The organism is Phascolarctobacterium sp. (assembly GCF_030531065.1).
In the GTDB taxonomy this organism is placed as follows: Bacteria; Bacillota; Negativicutes; order Acidaminococcales; family Acidaminococcaceae; genus Phascolarctobacterium_A.
Window position 1 is genome coordinate 111,853 of sequence record NZ_JAUNOQ010000008.1, and the last position, 18,907, is coordinate 130,759.

Genomic DNA, 18,907 nt, shown 5'->3' on the forward strand with positions numbered 1-18,907 from the left:
CCTTAAATTTTGGATTTAATATATCAGTTACAGCGGCGTGAGAGTTTGTAAACCGCTTTCACTTACTAAAAGCTGCATACCGACGTCGTAAGCGTCCGTCGGCAATGTATCCTGCAAAAGGCTGTCGTAGGCTACGCCCATGCGCACTGCCCGCCCGGCCTTGAGCAAAAACCTGTCGTAATAGCCTGCGCCCATACCTAAACGGCTGCCGTCGCGGCCAAAGGCCACCCCCGGCACCAAAACCAGATCTATTTCTTCAGGCTCCACCAGCTGCACAGGCTGCGGCGCTGTGCGGATGCCATAACGGTCCAACGCAAAATGCTGCATATCCCACAGGCGCACGGGCACAAATTCCTCGCCCGACGTAATCAGCGGCACAGCCACTTTTTTGCCGTCGGCCAACGCCTGCTCCAGCACGGAATCTACGGACAGCTCCTTGCCAAAAGCCAAAAAGCCCATGATGCACTTAGCCTTACGGTACGCATCACAGGCCAGGATATGACGGGAAACCTGCACACTGCTGGACGCTGCCTGCTCACCGGACATTTGGGCACGCAGCCTTTGCAGACGCCTGCGCAGCTCTGTTTTTTCAGTTTCCGCAACCATATTAGGCGTTTTTAGCGGGATTTTGGTAACCGCTGACAGCATTACGGGCCATTTCTATTTCCACGCCTTCAGCGACTTTTATCTTCACGCGCTTTTCAGAAATAGCAGTAATCATGCCGTAAATGCCGCCGATAGTGATAATCTCGTCGCCTTCCTTTAAGCCGTTAAGCAGGTTCTGGCGTTTTTGCTGCTCCTTCTTTTGCGGCCGCCACAGCATGAAGTAGAAAATGCCGCCCATGAGGAAAAACGGCCATAAGGAATTCAACAATGCCATTGTATCTCCACCTTGCATAATCGCACCTCCATTTTAACTATAATAACAATAGTATATTCTCTATTATACTCCAAAAATCCTTTATCCGCGATAGTTTTCTAAAAATCTTTCTCTAAATTCGGGGAAAGTATCGTTAGCGATAGCCTCGCGAATCTGCCTGGTAAAGTGCAGCAGGAAGTACAGATTATGGATGGATAACAGCCGCAGGCCGAAAATTTCTTCCGCCTTGAATAAATGGCGGATATAGGCGCGGCTGAAGTTGCGGCAGGCGTAGCATTGGCAGCCCTCTTCAATCGGGCGGAAGTCCTCGGCGTAAACGGCGTTGCGTACTACCAAACGCCCGGTGTGGGTCATGGCCGTGCCGTTACGAGCCACGCGGGTCGGGAACACGCAATCGAACATATCCACGCCCAAATTTACCGCCTCCACGATGCAGTCCGCCGTGCCCACGCCCATCAGGTAGCGCGCTTTATTCTTAGGCATAAGATGCGTGGTCTGACCCAAAATATCGTACATCATGGGCTTGGGCTCGCCTACGGACAGGCCGCCGATGCCGTAACCGGCGAAATCCAGCTCCGTCAGCTGCTCCACGCTCAGGCGGCGCAGGTCGGGATACATGCCGCCCTGCACTATGCCGAACAGCGACTGGTCCTCGCGGGTGTGGATTTCCAGGCAGCGCTTGGCCCAGCGGGTAGTACGTTCGGTGGAGCGCTTGGCATAATCATAATCCGCCGGATAGGGAATGCATTCGTCAAAGGCCATGGCAATATCTGCGCCTAGGGCCTCCTGCACCTGCGTGCTGACCTCCGGCGACAGGAACTGCCTGCTGCCGTCGATGTGGGAGCGGAACATAACGCCTTCTTCCGTAATTTTGCGCATCGCTCCCAGGCTAAACACCTGAAAGCCGCCGCTGTCCGTCAGCATGCCCCGCCGGTAATTCATAAATTTATGCAGCCCCCCCGCCTTGCGCACCAGCTCGTGGCCGGGACGCAAAAACAGATGGTAAGTATTGGACAAAATCACCTGACTGCCCATCTCGTACAGCTCCTCCGGCGACAGAGTTTTAACCGTCGCCTGCGTGCCCACAGGCATGAACATTGGCGTTTCAAAGGTCCCGTGGGGCGTGTGCAGGCGGCCCAGACGCGCGCCGCTGCGGCTGCATTCCTTAATTAATTCGTAGGTTACTGCGTGCTGCATATAGCCTCCTTTATAAGCTTAAAGGCCGCAAGCGGCCTTCGTTATTTTTTGCTGTCCTTGATGAACATAGCGTCGCCAAAGGAAAAGAAACGGTATTTTTCCTCCACCGCTTTTTTATAGGCCGCCAGCATGATTTCACGGCTGGACAAAGCCGACACCAGCATCAGCAGCGTACTCTGCGGCAGATGGAAATTAGTTACCAGCGCGTCCACAAAGCGGATGCGATAGCCGGGATAAATGAAGATATTCGTCCAGCTGCCGCCAGCCTTCAGCGTGCCGTCCGCTCCGGCCGATTCCAGCGTGCGCACGGCCGTCGTGCCCACGGCGATAATGCGGCGGCCCTCGGCCTTAGCCTTATTGATAGCCGCCGCCGCTTCCGGCGATACGGTATAAAATTCGCGGTGCATTTTATGGTCCTCGATATTAGCCTCGCTGACGGGGCGGAAGGTGCCCAAGCCCACATGCAGCGTTACGAAAACCTCCTCGCAGCCCTTATCTTTAATTTTCTGCAAAAGCTCCTTGGTAAAATGCAGCCCTGCGGTAGGAGCCGCCGCGCTGCCGCGTTCGCGGTTATACACCGTCTGGTAGCGCTCCTTATCCTCCAAAGGCGCGGTGATGTACGGCGGCAAGGGAGTTTCGCCCAGGTGGTCCAAAATTTCTTCAAAGATACCGTCGTAGGCAAAGCGCACTACGCGGCCGCCGAAGTCGGTATGCTCGATAACCTCGCAGGAGAGCTCGTCGCTGAATTTAATTTTAGCGCCCACCTGCAATTTTTTGCCCGGACGCACCAAAACCTCCCAGTCGGTAGCGTCCTTGCGGGTCAGCAGGAAAACCTCCACATGCGCGCCCGTATCCTTAACGCCGTGCAAACGCGCCGGAATAACGCGGGTATCGTTAAATACCAGCACGTCGCCGGGATGCAGGTAATCGGGCAAGTCGTAAAAATGACGGTGCTCCAAAGCGCCGCTTTCCTTATCCACCACCAGCAGGCGCGAATGGTCGCGAGGCTCCATCGGGTGCTGCGCAATCAGCTCCTGCGGCAGCTCATAATCAAAATCTGTTACTAGCATTGCTTCTCTTCTCTCTTTTATTTAGCTTACCAATCTGGTTCCCGGATAGTAATGCGCCAAAATATCCTTATAGGTTATCTTTTCGTCGGCGTTGACCATGCCTCGCGCGCCCCAGGCGCTCAGGCCAAGGCCGGAGCCCTTGCCCTTGCCGTGAAAAATCAGCTTTTCATCCTTACCGCCGCCCAGCATATGGTAGCTGCGCAGCAGCGTGTTCCAGACCGGTTTATCGTCCTCTTTAATTTTAATATCTATATCCTTGCTGCCCACTTCGAAGCCGTAACGGTCCTCGATAGGCACCTTGAGCGTTTCCGGCGGCGGCGTGCCCGTTTCCACGTCGAACAAAACGCTGTTCAGGCCCAGAATATCGGCCAGCTCCTGCCCGCTGATTTTCGCCGTACCGGCTTCGCCGGACAGCACGACGTACCTTACGCGCCCCGTCGGCGTTCTGTCGGAGCCCATTTCATCCAGTGGCGACAGGCGCACGCTGTTCAGCTTGCCGACCACAAAGCCGCGCTGGGCCAGCTGCCCCTCCAGCAGCGCAGGCGTAGCGCGGTATTCCCAGGTATATTCCGGGCTGTCGCTGTCATAATCCTCCACGGACTGCAAATAGCCGACCTCCCTGCCCCACAGATTAACTGCGGCTTCGGTTCTGCCGCCGCTGCTGGAGGTAGTCACGGCCTGCACCGGCGTACCGTAGGCGTCCTGCAAATACTGGCCCGCCGTCGCCTGAATCAGCTTAGTAACGCCGGCCTTTTCAATGCGCGGCCCCGTGCCCGTATATTGCAGTTCGGCATCGGTAGCCAATAAATCGTAATATGCGTTTCTATTGCGCGACCGCATATACAGCGCATAGGAACGGGCGGCCACAGCCTGCGCCTTAACGGCCTCGTCGGGCCATACCACCATGGTCTTGGCCGGTAAAACGCTGGCCAGATAGTCCTCTACATCGACATAATTAATTACTGTCAGCTTATTATCCTGCAAAAGCGCCCGCAAATAGCCCTTATAGGAACGCTTGTTGATTTGCGGCAGCGGCTTGCCCGGCAGAGCCTGCACATAAATGCTGCCGCCGAATTGGTGCTGCTCGTCCAGCTGCAGCCTGCCGCCATCCGTATGCAGAAAATACTTCCCTTTGGGCATTACGGTTTTCTGCCAACCGCTCATGACCTCAAATTCATCGTCACAGCTGATTTCCACTGTCGATTGCCCGACCGCCAACGCTACGCGCAGCTGTTCCGCCGCTGCCGCCGCAGAGCCAAAAGCGCAGGACAGCGTTACCATAACTATCACTAACAGTTTTTTCAGCATGACTGCTCCTTACTTTATATCCAAATTGACCATACTAATATTTTTGCTTACTCTGATAAATTTTTCCCGCGGCACTGCAACGCCGGGCTTTTTCGCCTTACGAATTTCGTAGCGGTCGCGCTCGCTGAAAACGCAGCCGCAGTACTGCTGGCGGTACAGCCCCAGCTCCAGGCTGATATCCACGCCCCGCTGATAGCCGCTGCGGAAATCCTCGTAATAAAAATCCACGCCGAATTCCTCGGCAGCCGCCTGCGCCTCGCGCTTAATCAGCTCGTGCTTTTGATAAGGGCTTACTAAAAGCGTAGTACTGAAAGCGTCGAAGCCGTTTTCCTTAGCCAGCTGCGCCGCATAACGCATACGCATACGGTAGCAGAAGGCGCAGCGCACCGTCGGCTCGGCCAGCATTCCTCTTACGCAGTCCTCTAGGGGATAGCTTTTATCGATAATCAGCTTGTACTGCTTCTTCTCGCAAAACTCCCGCAGCGTACTCAAACGATGCTTGAATTCCTTGTAGGGATGGATATTAGGGTTAAAAAATAAAATCGTAAAATCCACGCCGTCCGCAGTCAGCTTTTCCGTCGGGTAGCAGGCGCAAGGCCCACAGCAGGCATGTAATAAAAGCTTCATCGCGCCCACCTACTTTTTCTCGACATAGGGCACGCCCATGTAGCGATACGCTTCCCGCGTAGCCATGCGTCCCCGCGACGTGCGCCGCAGCAGCCCCAGCTGCATCAGATAAGGCTCGATAACGTCCTCGATGGTCGACGCTTCCTCGCTGACCGCCGCCGCAATGGTTTCAATGCCCACAGGCCCGCCGTCAAAGGTTTTAACGATGGTCTGCAAAACGCGCCGGTCGTTGCGGTCCAGCCCGTAGCGGTCCACCTCCAGCTTAGCCAGCGCTTCGTCCGCCAGCTGGCGGCCAATGCTTTCCGCGCCCAAAACCTGCGCGAAATCCCGCACCCGCTTCAGCAGACGGTTAGCAATACGCGGCGTACCGCGGCTGCGGCGGGCAATTTCAGCAGCGCCGTCCGCAGCGATTTTCACGCCTAAAATATCGGCGGCGCGGGTAATAATATACTGCAGCTCCTCCGGCTTATAAAATTCCAGGCAGCACTGCACGCCAAAGCGGTCACGCAGGGGCGCGGCAATAGCGCCTAAACGGGTCGTCGCGCCAATCAGCGTAAAGTGGGGCAAATCGAGCCGCACGCTGCGGGCCGCCGGCCCCTTGCCGATGATGATATCCAGCGCAAAATCCTCCATGGCGGAATAAAGTATTTCCTCCACCGTTTTGGACAAGCGGTGAATTTCGTCGATAAACAGCACGTCATTATCACCCAAATTAGTCAGAATCGCCGCTAAATCCCCCTGCCGTTCGATGGCCGGGCCGCTGGTAACGCGAATATTAACGTTCAGCTCGTTGGCAATAATGTTCGCCAGCGTCGTCTTGCCCAGTCCGGGAGGCCCAAAAAGCAGCACATGGTCCAGCGCCTCGTGGCGGGCGGCTGCCGCTTTGATAAAAACGGAAAGATTGTCCTTGACCTGATTCTGTCCGATATATTCATTTAAAAGCCGCGGACGCAGGCTGTACTGCCAACCGTCGCTCTCCTGCTCCGCTCCGGCAATAATTCTCTCGTCAAATTCCATTATTGCCCTCCATTTATCTATTATCTATGCTATCTATGCTGCGCAAACAGCTTCAAAGCGCGGCGCAGAATCTCCTCGCCGCTCAGCTTGTCCGCATCCTTAATCTGTTTGATAACGGGCACAATTTCGCCGTTACTGTAGCCCAGGGAAAGCAGCGCCTCCATGGCCTCCGCCACCGCGCCGCTGCCTCCGGCAGCTACGCTCTCGCCAAAATCGCTTCCGGCCTCCGCCGCTGCGCCGCCCACCTTATCCTTCAGCTCCAGCAGCATACGCTCCGCCGTTTTCTTGCCAATGCCCGGCAGCTTGGTCAGCACCTTAATATCGCGGCTCTGCACCGCCAGATAAAAAGCGTCCGGCTTTACGGCGGACAAAATGCCCAGCGCCATCTTCGGCCCTACGCCGCTGACCGACAGCAAAAGCTCGAACAAATCGTAATATTCCTGGCTCAAAAAGCCGTACAGCAAAATAGCGTCCTCGCGCACCGTCGTATGCACATGCACACGCACGCTGCCGCCCAGGGACAGCTGCGCCAGATGCGCTCCCGGCATGAACACTCTGTAGCCTACGCCGCCAGCCGTATCGATAATGCAGCAGTCCGCTCCCAAATAGGAAACGCTGCCCTTCAATGAACCGATCATTTATCTGCCCTCCTGCCATACGCGGGTCGAAGCGGTATTGACGCCGCAAATCGCCGCCGCCAGCGCGTCCGCCGTATCGTCAGGCTTAATCTTTTCCCGGATATTCAGCAAATGCATCACCATATAAATGACCTGCTCCTTAGACGCGCTGCCCGTGCCGACCACGCTCTGCTTAATCTGCATGGGCGTAAATTCCAGCACCGGCAAATTATGGTTAGCGGCAGCCAAAAGCGCCACGCCCCGGGCCTGCCCTACGGGAATCGCCGTAGTTACGTTGCGGTTAAAGAACAGCTTTTCAATACTCATAAAATGAGGATGGAAATGCTCGATAATCGCGCTCAAATCGTCGTAAATTTTTTTCAGCCGCAGCTCCGGCAGCATATCCTTATCGGTAATCACCGAGCCGTAATACACGGGCCGCAAACGGTTGCCCGTCATATCCACCAAGCCGTAGCCGCAGATGGCTGTGCCTGGGTCAATACCTAAAGCCAGCATCACAAATCCTCACAAAAACAGAAAGCAGACAAAAACTTGCCTGCTTTCCAAAATCTTATTCCTCGTCGTCGTCCGGCAAGTCAGCGTTGGTATAAACGTCCTGCACATCGTCGCAATCGTCGAGCGCGTCCAGCATCTTCTGTACCTTTTCGGCGTCCTCGGCGGATAACTCGGCCATAGTGTCCGGCACCATGGTGATTTCAGACATGGCAACCTCGATATTATTGTCAGCCAAAGCTTTTTCTACGTCGTCGTAAGCGGCGGGGTCGGTAACGATTTCAAAGCCCTCTTCGTCGCTCTTGATATCCTCCGCGCCAGCGTCCAGCGCGATCATCATCAAATCGTCCTCGCTGACGCCGGTTTCCTTGCTTACGGCAAAAATGCCCTTTTGCTTGAACATATAGCCTACGCAGCCGGTAGCGCCCAAATTGCCGCCGTGCTTAGAAAATACGTGGCGGATATCTGCTGCGGTGCGGTTGCGGTTATCGGTCAGGCAGCTGACCATCATTGCCACGCCTGCCGGGCCGTAGCCCTCGTAGGTAATTTCCTCAAAGCTCTGGCCTTCCAATGCGCCTGCACCCTTTTGAATAGCGCGCTGAATGTTATCCTTGGGAATATTGTTGGCCTTAGCCTTGGACAAAGCCAGCTTCAGCTTCATATTGCCGGTAGGGTCAGCGCCGCCCATGCGCACGGCAATGGTAATTTCTCTGCTGATCTTAGTGGTGATCTTGCCGCGCAGCGCGTCAGCCTTGCCTTTTTTATGTTTAATGTTTGCCCATTTAGAATGTCCTGACATACTTAAATTCCTCCAAACTTATCTTATTCAAAAAATTAAGCATTCACTTAAATATTTTACCACGCGTGCCCCCATTTGACAACAGCGTCGGCGCAGGAAAATGCGAAAATAACCAAGGCGCAAACAGTTTATAAAAATGCGGCAATACGTTAAGCCCAAGCCTAACGAATCGCCGCAGCGCATTTTTTATAAACATCCGGCGTTTAAGCGCCATAAACCAACATCTAAACTCTCGACCTTACCACCTAAAGCCAACAAGAAAGCGTAGCCTAAGTTAATATTTCCCTTAACGTACGCAGGCTTTAACAAGCCAAGCAATTTTTGCAGCTTAGCCGCTTTTATATCCGTAGCGCTAATGATTATGGGAAGCAGTACATTGCCGTCGTGCAGCAGCAAACTAATCTCTTTATTATTAGAATCGCGGTAAAATTCGGCGACAAACGGCAACCCCCGCTGTAAAAAGCTCTCCCGTATTCTACTCACGACATAATTTTCATAAATATTTTTGAAATGTATGCTGGATGCCAACGCTGCGGCGCTCGTAATTTGTAACAAACAGGCGGCCACGCTCGTATCCTTAAAATATAGTTTCGGCGCTTTCACCAACCGCCTTCCTGGTATTGCAATATCGATTGGCTGAATAAAGTACACCGCGCCCGCGCCTTCTAAAAATTGCAGCCATTGCTTGGCCGTGGGCGCGCTTATGCCGACATTATTCGCTAAAACGGCATAATTAACTACGCTTCCCGCCATACTGGCTACCGAGCATAAAAAGCGGTAAAACTTAATTTCGTCTTTCACCGTCGTCTGCTCCATAATTTCGCGGCGCAACAGGCAGTCTATATAAGCCGCCGTTTGTTCCCCAAAGCCGTTCCCGACGATTAGCGACAAAATATCCTGCGCCGCTTCGCTGTTTATGCATCTGTCTAAATACGATGTTACAGAAAAGAACTCTTTCTTTCCACTATATTGTAACGGCAATTCTATAAATCGGGCTTGACGTGCGCAACTATCCGCTGCCTGCCGCAAATAATAATTTTGCTTGCAATCGGCAATTATCCTACCTAACGGCAGTTCGCTTTCCAGCAGGCATTTCAATAAATCCGGCATGTAATGTAAATTATGTAAATAAGCAGGCAGTGGCAAAGCACGCGCAAATGCCTCCGGATTTTGTTCCACCTGTATGCGAACGGACGGCGCAGCCAAATCTATTTTATGGTACGGAACCGTCAAATCATTGACCAACGCATTCTGGTAATCGCTGCCACAGGTACGCAGAATAACGAGAGTATTATGAAGTTGTAATCTCAGAATAGCGTCTTGCAGGTTTGTCATAATCGCCTTTCCTAGAAACTTTTGTCTGAATTTTCTTTAATATGTTTACTGTTACGCTTGCGTTTTCCTATATCTTTAGCTATAATATTTTTAGAAGGAACAACGGTTGTTGTTTGTTCATGTGCTGTGTAGTTGAGCCTTGAATCATCGACTACACTGTACCTTCAATAAAATCAGGAGGTTGAGCATGAACGCATTTACAGCCGATAGTTTACTCATTCACAAAGAAATCCTTCTCGCAAAAATCAAAACTATGAACCTGTTCCATAACACTTTTATCTCCGTAGTTTTTAAAGACGAAGGTGCTTGCCTGCATCTTATTCGAGTTTTGATGAACAACCCCACACTTAAAATTATCCAATTCCGCAGCCAAAACAATATTCCACAGCTAATTTCGCACGGAGCGCAACTAGACGTTATTGCGGAAGACGAAAACGGGAAAATCTACGAGATTGAAATCCAGCGTTTGGAAGAAGTTGCGCCTGCACGCCGTATGCGCTTTTACGCTTCCGTAATAGACAGCGAACTTCTACGAAAAGGCGTAAATTACAACCAGTTGCCGGAAGTATATCTTTTCTATATAACACGAGAAGATATTTGGGCGCAAGGTCAAACAATTTATGAAGTCAGGCAAATTCTAAGTAGCGCCAACTGCAATCTCCCTTACGATAACGGTCTGCATACAATTTTTATCAATGCAGAAATTAATGACGGCAGTAAAATTGCCCAGCTAATGCAGTATTTTAAAACTGCCAAAGCTGGCGACTTCAGCCAAGGAGCTTTATCTGATTATATTAACCTGCTAAAATCCCCTGAAGGAGGTAGAAAGATTATGGATGAATTTATGAAAGAATTTGCAGAATATTACCATGACGCCGGTTATAAGGAAGGCGAATCTCGTGGAGAAGCTCAAGCTACTCTTGACATAGCCAAAAATATGAAACGTTTAGGCAACTTTAGCGATGAAGCTATCGTTCTTGCCACTAAACTTTCCTTAGAACAGGTAAAGGCTATACGCGTGTAGCCACGATATAACTTCATATTGTACGCTAAAGGACGGCGCAGGCCGTCCTTTTGTTATCGCCAATGCTTGCCTTAACATCTCATCACATGTTATAATTTATATGAAAAATTCATAAGTAGTTCGGTACCTGACGGTATCTATTTAGCAGTATCCTGCGCTTTGCTTTTACAAAGCGCCGGTACTGCTTTTTATTTTGCCTGCTTATGAAGTTATATTCCAAAATAAAAGGAGTTGACGCCATGCCCAACGAATTTGTTAAACCTGAATACTTGGAAAAACTTGCCCGATTACGTCTTATCGACGACACCTTTATGCGCAAAGTTTTTGAAAACAATACCCCGGCTACGGAACTACTCTTGCGTATCATTCTTCAGGATGATAAAATTAAGATAATAAAAGACCTCAGCCAGTATACGCTCACCAACCTGTCCGGTCATTCCGTGCAATTGGACGTATTAGCACAAGACGCTTTAGGGCGTTACCTAAACGTAGAAGTGCAAAGCAAACCTGATGGAGCTTCGCCGCAACGCGCCCGCTATTACGTAGGCGCAATAGATACGGCTCACTTCCCTAAAAGCGTCGACTACCGCACGCTTTTCGATACCTACGTCATCTTCATCACGGAAACCGACGTACTTGGCAAGGACAAGCCCATCTACCATATCGAGCGTAAAATTGACGAAAGTGGCGAACCCTTTAACGATGGCTCCCACATTATCTATGTCAACGGCAATTGCCGTTATGAGCAAACTGCATTAAGCAGGCTGATGCACGATTTTTTCTGCACCAATGCCAGCGATATGCATTATCATGAATTAAAACAACGTGTAAAATATTTGAAGGAAACCGAGGAAGGAGTACAGACTATGTGTAAGATTATGGAAGATTTAGTAGAAGATGTTAGGAAAGAAAGTTTCGCTCAAGGTAAAAGTGAAGGTTTTGCTGAGGGGAGAAGTGAAAGCACCTTGGCATCAATCAGAAATTTAAAGATTTCCCAAAATTGGACTACTGAGCAAGCCTTAGCCGCTCTCAATATCGATAAAAAGAACTGGGCGACATACATTGCATTGCTCTAAATTATAATTGCGACCAACTTGCCGCTAGAACAACTTCAAGCTATCAGCGTATAGCCCACGCTACAACTTCATATTGAACGCTAGAGGACGGCGCAGGCCGTCCTTTTTGCTTCTTTGATTGTCTAATAAAGCAATTTGAGACTATACCAAAAATTTTATGCATTTTCTCATTCTATATCTCTATATTATCTACCAACTCTATAAGAATAATTACAAAAAGACTTTTTTCTTTGCCTTTTAGCTTCCATTCTTATAATAGGATTTAAAATTCTATCTATAATTAAATCAAATATGTTGTATTGCCTCTTTGAAAAAAGCCCTCTTTCACGCATCATAATCTTAAACCCTTGCCAAGTGACGAAACGTTCTAGATCGCTCCATCCATATAGAAAATAAGAAAAATTAAAAAGTAAAGTGCTAAACAAAATATTTTTTATGTGGCTTTTTAAATTGCCTCTGCTTTTCTGTTTTTGAAATATCTCGTTCATTCTAAATAATATTTCTAATATTTCTTTAGGAAATGGACCCGTTGTCAAATTATTACTATCGCTACCAACATGTTGTCGCCATCTTACGCATTCACCATGCAAGAAAGCTGTGTCTCCATATTGCCCAATTTCCATCATAAAGATAATATCATGTAACTTCCCGTATCTTTCAAATCCATATTCCACTTTTTTATATATTTCTGTTTTATATATACAACAGCAAAACGTTGGCCTATCGATTATCATTTGTAAAAACATATTATTTTTATTTTCAAATCTCCAATAGCTATTCGGTAATGGATACCAATTATCATGATTTACATTATAATATGCATTTACCCCCCGGAAATCATAACCATTTGTTTGTTGCTTTTGAATATACTCATCGCTCTATCAATATATTCCGGATGTATAGCGTCATCATCATGAAAAATAGCCGTAAAATAGTTAGTAGCTAAAGTTTGAGTTTTTATAAAATTTTTGGGGTTGCCAATGTTATAACAATTTGTTATTACTTCTATTTCGCGTTCAGGATATTTATTTTTTATTTTTTCAATAACCTCTAATGTACTATCAGTAGAAGCATTATTTAAAATAATTGTTTTTCTCCATGTTGCATTAGAATTAAAAATACTCTCTAATTGTATCTTTAAGAAATTTGCTCGATTATATGTTGGAATGATAACATCTAGCTCTTCATAATGCATATAAAATTCTCCTAACCAAATTTTACTATCCGTTTTAATGATATATTTTATAAGCTAAATCTCGAATTTTAGAAGATTTTGAAAGTAACTTCTTGATAACGTCTCTTCTTGTAGTTCCTCTAGGTAAAAGGAGATCAATTACACGATGAAGTATGCCAACCCTTTCATTTCTAGCTGCTATTATACACATTCTTCTCACAACTTCTTCGTAATAAGGCGATTTCCTAGCATACTCCCACCATCTGTAACCATATCCTATCATAGGATAATCCCACGGTTTTGGAAAAGCTGCATAATGAATTATATACGGAGTAGTTATAGCCTTTTTCCATAAATTAACGCTTGATTCTGGTGCATTCAATATATGTTCAGTAGACGACATCCTCTCTGGGAACAAATTCCAATTCAAGCACAAATGCTGTATATGTCCATCAAATAGTACATTAAAAGCATCTTGTTCAGCGCAGCGTAACTTTCGCTTTTGCCAAAATAGCATGATGTCATCTTGCTTAAAATCATTTCTTATTTTCTCTAAATTTAGTAAAATCACATCCGCATTAATATAATCATATGGATCCGCCATATTTAACTCTTCTCTAGGTATATCCATATTTAACCTACCATGATACCCTAAATCAATTACTCCGGCTATGTATTTATCTTTATCCATATAAGTATTGATTAATTCACAAATATCTTTTTCTATTATTATATCAGCGCCTAAATTTAATGCTTTATCGTAATTTAATAAAATCCACGGTAAAGCTAATCTATAGTAATTAAGGTTAAGATATTGGTATTTACTATTTTTTATATATTTTTCGACAATTTCTGTTGGATCGCAAAATCTTATTGATATATTTTCTTGTTGAATTGTTAAATTTCCTAATAAATTCTTATCATATTCTTCTATCTCATTGCTTAATATGATAATATCATAAAAATTTTCTTTAGAACTGCACTCTAACAATGATTGCAATGCTACACTTAAATATGGCACAAACAAAGCGCTTGTTTCAAAAACTATTGCAGTTGTAACACCACTAAAAGCTGGTTTTATACTACAAAATTTTACCTTGTTAATCATTTCATATACCTATCTTTCTTTACAACAATTTTATCAGCGTACTTATCCATTTCTTTGCTAATTACCTTCACTCTAATATATTGATATAAATATCTAGCTATAACTAACACAAAAATGCGTGGCAAATTTTGTACGAAAAAGTCCACAACTTTTTTCTTAAAAGTCCTTGTGTCTGGAAGCAAAGCTCTTTTATTCCAAGGAGTCAACGCAGCATATTTTAAATATAAGGCTTTAGCAGGATGATTATTATTCTCAATCCACGCCCTGTTTAAAATAAAAAAGCACGTTGTCAAATGAATAAGGCATGGGTTTGCTAGAGCAGCTCGTACATCTCCTTCAGAATAAAATCTCTTAGGATTCCGCAAATACATATGTTCTTTATAGTTTAAACACATCATTAAAGTAAAAACATTATAGCGAGGAGGCAAAATATAAAGTTGAGAATCCAAGACAGCATTCAAAACTGTTTGTTCCATAAAGAAAACATATCCGTTATGTTTTTTCACGTAGGAAACTATTTTATTACCTATGCTCTCAACTCGCCATTTCTTTAGATCAATCAGAATAACTCCACTGTTACAATAATGAGCACTATTGCTCAAATTAAACAATTCATAATATTCTTCCCCTAAACTATCAGTAACAGCAGCAGCACACCTTCCTTGGATGTCTAGATTCCATAACTCTTTAAGAGAAGCATTTACTAAAACATCTCCATCAAGATACAGAACTCTTTCAACTTCTAATGGAAGAATTTCATCTAAAAACAAGCGGCAATACGAATCAAAATTCCAAGCAGATTTTATAAATTTTAATCCTAGTCGCTTTTTCTCATTTAAATTTGGCATAGGTATAAACCTAATATCTCGCTTGTATTTTTTTCCTATGCCTAGTATTTTCTTTTTGTTTGTTTCTGAAATATTATGTTCTATAACGAATACTACTATATCAATAGCATCTTTGTTATTTTCAAATAAAGATGCCATTGATATTCCCGTTTGTTGAGAAAAATAATCGCTACTATGATACGCAATATACATTAGAAATTCCCCGCTAAAACCATAGAAGCTATATTATTCTTAAAAGCAGAAAGATTTTTAATATCATATATCCTCGATAATTTTTCAATATTAGGCATAATACTAACTTTTCCTTCACTTCTATACGGTACAGCGCCAAAATTTATTTTACTTTTGGATTTAATAATTTCCTTTAATTCTAAAATATAATCTTTAAGCATACGAGTATCATTACTAGCTAGATTGTAAATTCCCCTAGCGCTATTATCATAAGCCAGCTTTACAAGAATTTTTGCTAAATCTTCAACATACAAATAATTCCAATACTGTGTACCTTCTGTCATATCAATAGGATCATTATTCAACATTTTTCTTATAGAACTCATTAGTAAAGTGTTCTCATAGTCTCCCTTCCCGTAGATACTAAATACACGCCCCCATATTACTCTAATAGAATCTCGCTCTCCTAGTTCTATAAGCTTTTTGCAAGTTGCTAATTTATATCTACCATACTCTGTATTAGGATTCGGTTCTGTGCTTTCTGTGATTTCATTTTGACAAAAACCATATTCAGCCTGCGAACCAACTCCCACAAAAACATGACACCCTAGCATCTTCACGACCTCATAAGTATCAATGCTATATTTATAATTAGATTTTTGCAGATTAGCATCATATCGTGAATCATTTCTAGTCCCATCCCAAGCCAAATGGTAGCAAAGGTCAATTCTATCAACATATTTATGTAGAGCAGAAATTTCTGAAATGTCAAGATTAACGATGTTTAAATTTCTACAATTTTCTAATCTAGTAAAGTTATTAGAACTAGGCCGTACCAACGCATATATTTTGTGTTCTTCATTATACAATCTTTCTACAAGATTTTTCCCTATAAAACTAGTTGCTCCTGTAATCAATACACATTTCATAATCAGAACACTCCTTCTATTGCAAAAGGTTGAGCATGGCTGAAACCAAGCCATGTGTATCATAACCAAATTGATTATACAGATAAGGCGCATGTGCCATGGGCATAAATTTATCTGGTATACCTAAAATTTTGAATCTAGTTTTTATCCCAGCCTCAGCAATTTTTGAAGCTACAGAATACCCCAATCCACCTACAACGTTATGATCTTGAGCCACTAAAACCGGTCCTTTTCTTCCTGCGTTAATGACAGCCACTTCATCGATAGGTTTGATGGTATGCATATCTATTACTTCTATACTACTACCTGTTTTTTCTTCAATTAACCTAGCTGCCCTTAATGCATACTGCACAACAACTCCAGAGCAAATAATAGTTGCATCTTTTCCTGCTTTAGGATAACTAGCTTTATCAATTTTAAATTCATACTCATCACTATATATATCAGCTACATCTACAACGCTACTTCTTATGTAAATAGGGGAATCACACAATATGGTAGCCGCCATCATTTTCCGAGCTTGCATAGCATCGGAAGGTTCCATAACAACCATGTTAGGCATACTTTGCATAATAGCGCAATCTTCTATAGCCCAATGTGTAGCTCCAGAAATGCCACCAGAGCATCCAGCATATGTTGCTATTAATCTTACTTGTAAATTTGCGTAGGCGACATCACTTCTACATTGCTCACAAGCTCGCATACTAATAAAAGGAGCCATAGTAAATGCGTAAGGCAAATAACCTTCATGTGCAAGACCAGCAGCAAAGCTAACTAAATTCTGTTCTGCAATTCCAACATTATATGAACGTTCTGGAAATATATCAGCGAACTTTTTAGTTCGGCATGTACCACTTAAATCTGCGTTTACAACAACAACTTTATCATTAAGATTTCCCAAATCTAACATATACCTACCAATCACATCTCTTAGCAAACATACTCTAGTCATTATATTCTCCCCATTTTTCATAAAATTGAGCATCTAAAGATTTTATTGCCAATTCGTACTGTTCAAACGTAATTTTCCCAGCATGCCATTTTGCTTGATTTTCCATAAACCCAACTCCTTTTCCTTTTATTGTATGACAAACCAACACAATAGGCATATATGTACTAGGACTTGGTAAGTTATCTAATGCATTAACAATTTCTTCAACATCATTCCCATTTATTTCTTTAACGAACCATCCTAATGCATTATACTTTTCGGCAATGTTTCCAATCCCCGTAATATCAAAAATATTTCCATCAGCTTCTAACTTATTAAAATCTATAATTGCAACCAAATTTCCTAATTTATAATGCACAGCATTCATTGCTGCTTCCCAAATTGAGCCTTCTGATTGTTCACCATCTCCCATTATCGTATAAACTCTACTAATATCGTTACCTTTAAGTTTTAAAGCAGCAGCTATGCCACATGCTATCGGCATCCCATGCCCTAAACTGCCAGTTGATACTTCAACATACGGATTTACCAAATTACAAGAATGCATTGAAAATCTTCCACCATCAGTAGCATATTCTTTATATATTTCATCATCAGTAAAGCAACCTATGGCTGCTTGATTGAAACTCATTACTGCAGATGCATGTCCTTTAGATAAAATAAACCTATCTCTATATTCATCTTGAATATTTTTAGGATCATACTTCATTTTATATTGCCATAGTACGGTCATAACATCAGCAATAGACAAATCTCCACCAATATGAATACTTTGTAGAGTACATAACTTAAGCAATTTTTTTCTAATTTGCAAAGTAGCAAATTCTAATTCTCTAATTTTATTTGCTGTTACCACTTCAAAACTACCTCACCGCTTCAATAATTACTTTAGCCATATAATCAATCATTGCGTCGCTCATACCAGGATAAACGCCAACCCAAAATGTATTATTCATAATATAGTCGGTATTGTGCAAATCCCCAACTACTCTATATGCATCAGTCCTACGAATTTGGTCAAAGCACGGATGCTTAATTAAATTTCCACTGAACAACAATCTTGTTTGAACATTATGTTCTTCAATATAACGAGTAACATCATTTCTTCTTAATCCACTTTCAGGCTTTATACTAATCAAAAAGCCAAACCAAGAAGGTCTGCTATTAGTTGCCGGCTCCGGCAAAATGATCTTATCCTGTACACACTCCAAAGCCTTATGCAATCTATCCCAATTATAACGACGACGTTCAATAAAGTTAGGGAACTTTTTCAACTGTTCACAACCTATAGCAGCTTGCATATCCGTAACTTTCAAATTATACCCAAAATGACTGTAAACATATTTATGGTCATATCCTTTAGGCAGTTCTCCATATTGTCCGTCAAAACGATGTCCACAGAAATTATCACGACCAGAAGGGCATATACAATCACGTCCCCAATCACGGAAAGACATGATCAAGCGATTCAATATAGGATTATTTGTATAAACACAACCGCCTTCGCCCATAGTCATGTGATGCGGAGGATAAAAACTAGAAGTGCCAATGTCGCCCCAAGTACCACTAAACTTAGTTACCCCATCAATAGTATATTGAGTTCCCAAAGCATCGCAGTTATCCTCTACCAACCATAAATTATGTTTATCACAGAATTTCTTTATTGCACCTAAATCAAAAGGATTTCCAAGAGTATGAGCAATCATAACTGCCTTAGTCTTAGAAGATAAAGCAGCTTCTAATTTAGTAACATCAATATTATATTGTGGTACAGTTACATCCACGAACACAGGAATCGCACCATATTGTATTGCTGGCGTAACAGTAGTTGGAAAACCACAAGCAACAGTAATTACCTCATCTCCTTTTTTTATTTGGCGATCCCCCAATTCAGGAGCAGTTAAGGCCATAAAAGCAACCAAATTAGCAGAAGAACCACTATTAACTAAATGAGCAAATTTAACTCCTATCCATTTAGCAAATTCTCTTTCAAACTGTTCAGCAAAACGACCCGTCGTCAGCCAAAAATCAAGCGTAGCATCTGTTAAAGCACACATTTCTTTTTCATCAAAAACTCGTGCTGCATAAGTAATACGTTCACCATCTTTATATACTTCTTTCTTTTCTTTAAATTGGTGATAATATTCTGTTACCAAAGCTTTTATCTGTTCTCTAGCTTGCTCTTCATTTTGCCATTTACTCATCGCTTTTCCTCCTCGTATAATATATTCAGAAGCGAAAAAACAGCTTCTATAAATTAAT

Annotated in this window: 21 protein-coding genes; 2 read left to right on the forward strand and 19 right to left on the reverse strand. The window is 44.2% G+C overall.

The window, feature by feature from the left end; genetic code table 11:
- Positions 1 to 27: 27 nt before the first annotated feature.
- The 11 genes from Q4E64_RS07150 to Q4E64_RS07200 form a co-directional block, all read right to left on the reverse strand.
- Complete coding sequence (locus Q4E64_RS07150; RefSeq protein ID WP_303167084.1) at positions 28 to 606, reverse strand: 5-formyltetrahydrofolate cyclo-ligase; 579 nt, start codon at positions 604 to 606, stop codon at positions 28 to 30.
- A gap of 1 nt (position 607) precedes the next feature.
- Positions 608 to 880, reverse strand: a complete 273-nt coding sequence (gene yajC, locus Q4E64_RS07155) for a preprotein translocase subunit YajC (protein WP_303167085.1) — start codon at positions 878 to 880, stop codon at positions 608 to 610.
- 81 nt (positions 881 to 961) lie between these two features.
- Positions 962 to 2,077 carry a tRNA guanosine(34) transglycosylase Tgt gene (tgt, locus tag Q4E64_RS07160; protein WP_303167086.1) on the reverse strand — a complete coding sequence of 372 codons (1,116 nt, stop codon included), beginning with the start codon at positions 2,075 to 2,077 and terminating at the stop codon, positions 962 to 964.
- Between the two features lie 41 nt (positions 2,078 to 2,118).
- Positions 2,119 to 3,147: a tRNA preQ1(34) S-adenosylmethionine ribosyltransferase-isomerase QueA gene (gene queA, locus Q4E64_RS07165; protein ID WP_303167087.1), complete on the reverse strand. Its 1,029-nt coding sequence runs from the start codon at positions 3,145 to 3,147 to the stop codon at positions 2,119 to 2,121.
- Positions 3,148 to 3,168: 21 nt separating this feature from the next.
- Positions 3,169 to 4,455 carry a SpoIID/LytB domain-containing protein gene (locus tag Q4E64_RS07170; protein ID WP_303167088.1) on the reverse strand — a complete coding sequence of 429 codons (1,287 nt, stop codon included), beginning with the start codon at positions 4,453 to 4,455 and terminating at the stop codon, positions 3,169 to 3,171.
- 9 nt (positions 4,456 to 4,464) lie between these two features.
- Entirely contained in the window at positions 4,465 to 5,082 is a 618-nt protein-coding gene (locus Q4E64_RS07175) for an epoxyqueuosine reductase QueH (RefSeq protein WP_303167089.1), read from the reverse strand.
- A gap of 9 nt (positions 5,083 to 5,091) precedes the next feature.
- Positions 5,092 to 6,099 carry a Holliday junction branch migration DNA helicase RuvB gene (gene ruvB, locus Q4E64_RS07180; protein WP_303167090.1) on the reverse strand — a complete coding sequence of 336 codons (1,008 nt, stop codon included), beginning with the start codon at positions 6,097 to 6,099 and terminating at the stop codon, positions 5,092 to 5,094.
- A 29-nt stretch (positions 6,100 to 6,128) separates the two neighbouring features.
- Entirely contained in the window at positions 6,129 to 6,737 is a 609-nt protein-coding gene (ruvA, locus tag Q4E64_RS07185; RefSeq protein WP_303167091.1) for a Holliday junction branch migration protein RuvA, read from the reverse strand.
- Positions 6,738 to 7,232: a crossover junction endodeoxyribonuclease RuvC gene (gene ruvC, locus Q4E64_RS07190; protein WP_303167092.1), complete on the reverse strand. Its 495-nt coding sequence runs from the start codon at positions 7,230 to 7,232 to the stop codon at positions 6,738 to 6,740.
- A 55-nt stretch (positions 7,233 to 7,287) separates the two neighbouring features.
- A complete protein-coding gene (locus Q4E64_RS07195) occupies positions 7,288 to 8,028 on the reverse strand; it encodes a YebC/PmpR family DNA-binding transcriptional regulator (protein ID WP_303167093.1) in 741 nt (246 codons plus the stop codon).
- Between the two features lie 186 nt (positions 8,029 to 8,214).
- Positions 8,215 to 9,363, reverse strand: coding sequence for a DUF4143 domain-containing protein (locus Q4E64_RS07200; RefSeq protein WP_303167094.1), 1,149 nt, complete (start codon positions 9,361 to 9,363; stop codon positions 8,215 to 8,217).
- Between the two features lie 187 nt (positions 9,364 to 9,550).
- Here Q4E64_RS07200 and Q4E64_RS07205 point away from each other — a divergent pair, with 187 nt between their 5' ends.
- Together Q4E64_RS07205 and Q4E64_RS07210 are read left to right on the forward strand one after the other, a co-directional pair.
- Positions 9,551 to 10,387 (forward strand): Rpn family recombination-promoting nuclease/putative transposase, encoded by an 837-nt coding sequence (locus Q4E64_RS07205; RefSeq protein ID WP_303167095.1) that lies wholly within the window; start codon positions 9,551 to 9,553, stop codon positions 10,385 to 10,387.
- Between the two features lie 203 nt (positions 10,388 to 10,590).
- Complete coding sequence (locus Q4E64_RS07210; protein WP_303167096.1) at positions 10,591 to 11,463, forward strand: Rpn family recombination-promoting nuclease/putative transposase; 873 nt, start codon at positions 10,591 to 10,593, stop codon at positions 11,461 to 11,463.
- A 185-nt stretch (positions 11,464 to 11,648) separates the two neighbouring features.
- Here Q4E64_RS07210 and Q4E64_RS07215 read toward each other — a convergent pair whose 3' ends face one another.
- The 8 genes from Q4E64_RS07215 to rfbH form a co-directional block, all read right to left on the reverse strand.
- Positions 11,649 to 12,137: a hypothetical protein gene (locus Q4E64_RS07215; protein ID WP_303167097.1), complete on the reverse strand. Its 489-nt coding sequence runs from the start codon at positions 12,135 to 12,137 to the stop codon at positions 11,649 to 11,651.
- A gap of 149 nt (positions 12,138 to 12,286) precedes the next feature.
- Entirely contained in the window at positions 12,287 to 12,658 is a 372-nt protein-coding gene (locus Q4E64_RS07220; protein ID WP_303167098.1) for a glycosyltransferase family A protein, read from the reverse strand.
- A gap of 34 nt (positions 12,659 to 12,692) precedes the next feature.
- On the reverse strand, positions 12,693 to 13,745 hold the full coding sequence (locus tag Q4E64_RS07225) for a glycosyltransferase (RefSeq protein WP_303167099.1): 1,053 nt from the start codon (positions 13,743 to 13,745) through the stop codon (positions 12,693 to 12,695).
- On the reverse strand, positions 13,742 to 14,785 hold the full coding sequence (locus Q4E64_RS07230) for a glycosyltransferase family 8 protein (RefSeq protein WP_303167100.1): 1,044 nt from the start codon (positions 14,783 to 14,785) through the stop codon (positions 13,742 to 13,744). Before Q4E64_RS07230 ends, Q4E64_RS07225 begins: the two co-directional genes overlap by 4 nt.
- On the reverse strand, positions 14,785 to 15,693 hold the full coding sequence (locus tag Q4E64_RS07235) for an NAD(P)-dependent oxidoreductase (protein ID WP_303167101.1): 909 nt from the start codon (positions 15,691 to 15,693) through the stop codon (positions 14,785 to 14,787). Before Q4E64_RS07235 ends, Q4E64_RS07230 begins: the two co-directional genes overlap by 1 nt.
- A gap of 16 nt (positions 15,694 to 15,709) precedes the next feature.
- The gene (locus tag Q4E64_RS07240) at positions 15,710 to 16,645 is read right to left on the reverse strand and encodes a transketolase family protein (RefSeq protein ID WP_303167102.1); all 936 of its coding nucleotides are present in this window, start codon (positions 16,643 to 16,645) and stop codon (positions 15,710 to 15,712) included.
- Positions 16,638 to 17,501 carry a transketolase gene (locus tag Q4E64_RS07245; RefSeq protein WP_303167103.1) on the reverse strand — a complete coding sequence of 288 codons (864 nt, stop codon included), beginning with the start codon at positions 17,499 to 17,501 and terminating at the stop codon, positions 16,638 to 16,640. The genes Q4E64_RS07240 and Q4E64_RS07245 overlap by 8 nt, the downstream gene beginning before the upstream one ends.
- 7 nt (positions 17,502 to 17,508) lie before the next feature.
- Entirely contained in the window at positions 17,509 to 18,849 is a 1,341-nt protein-coding gene (gene rfbH, locus Q4E64_RS07250; protein WP_303167104.1) for a lipopolysaccharide biosynthesis protein RfbH, read from the reverse strand.
- Positions 18,850 to 18,907: the final 58 nt, after the last annotated feature.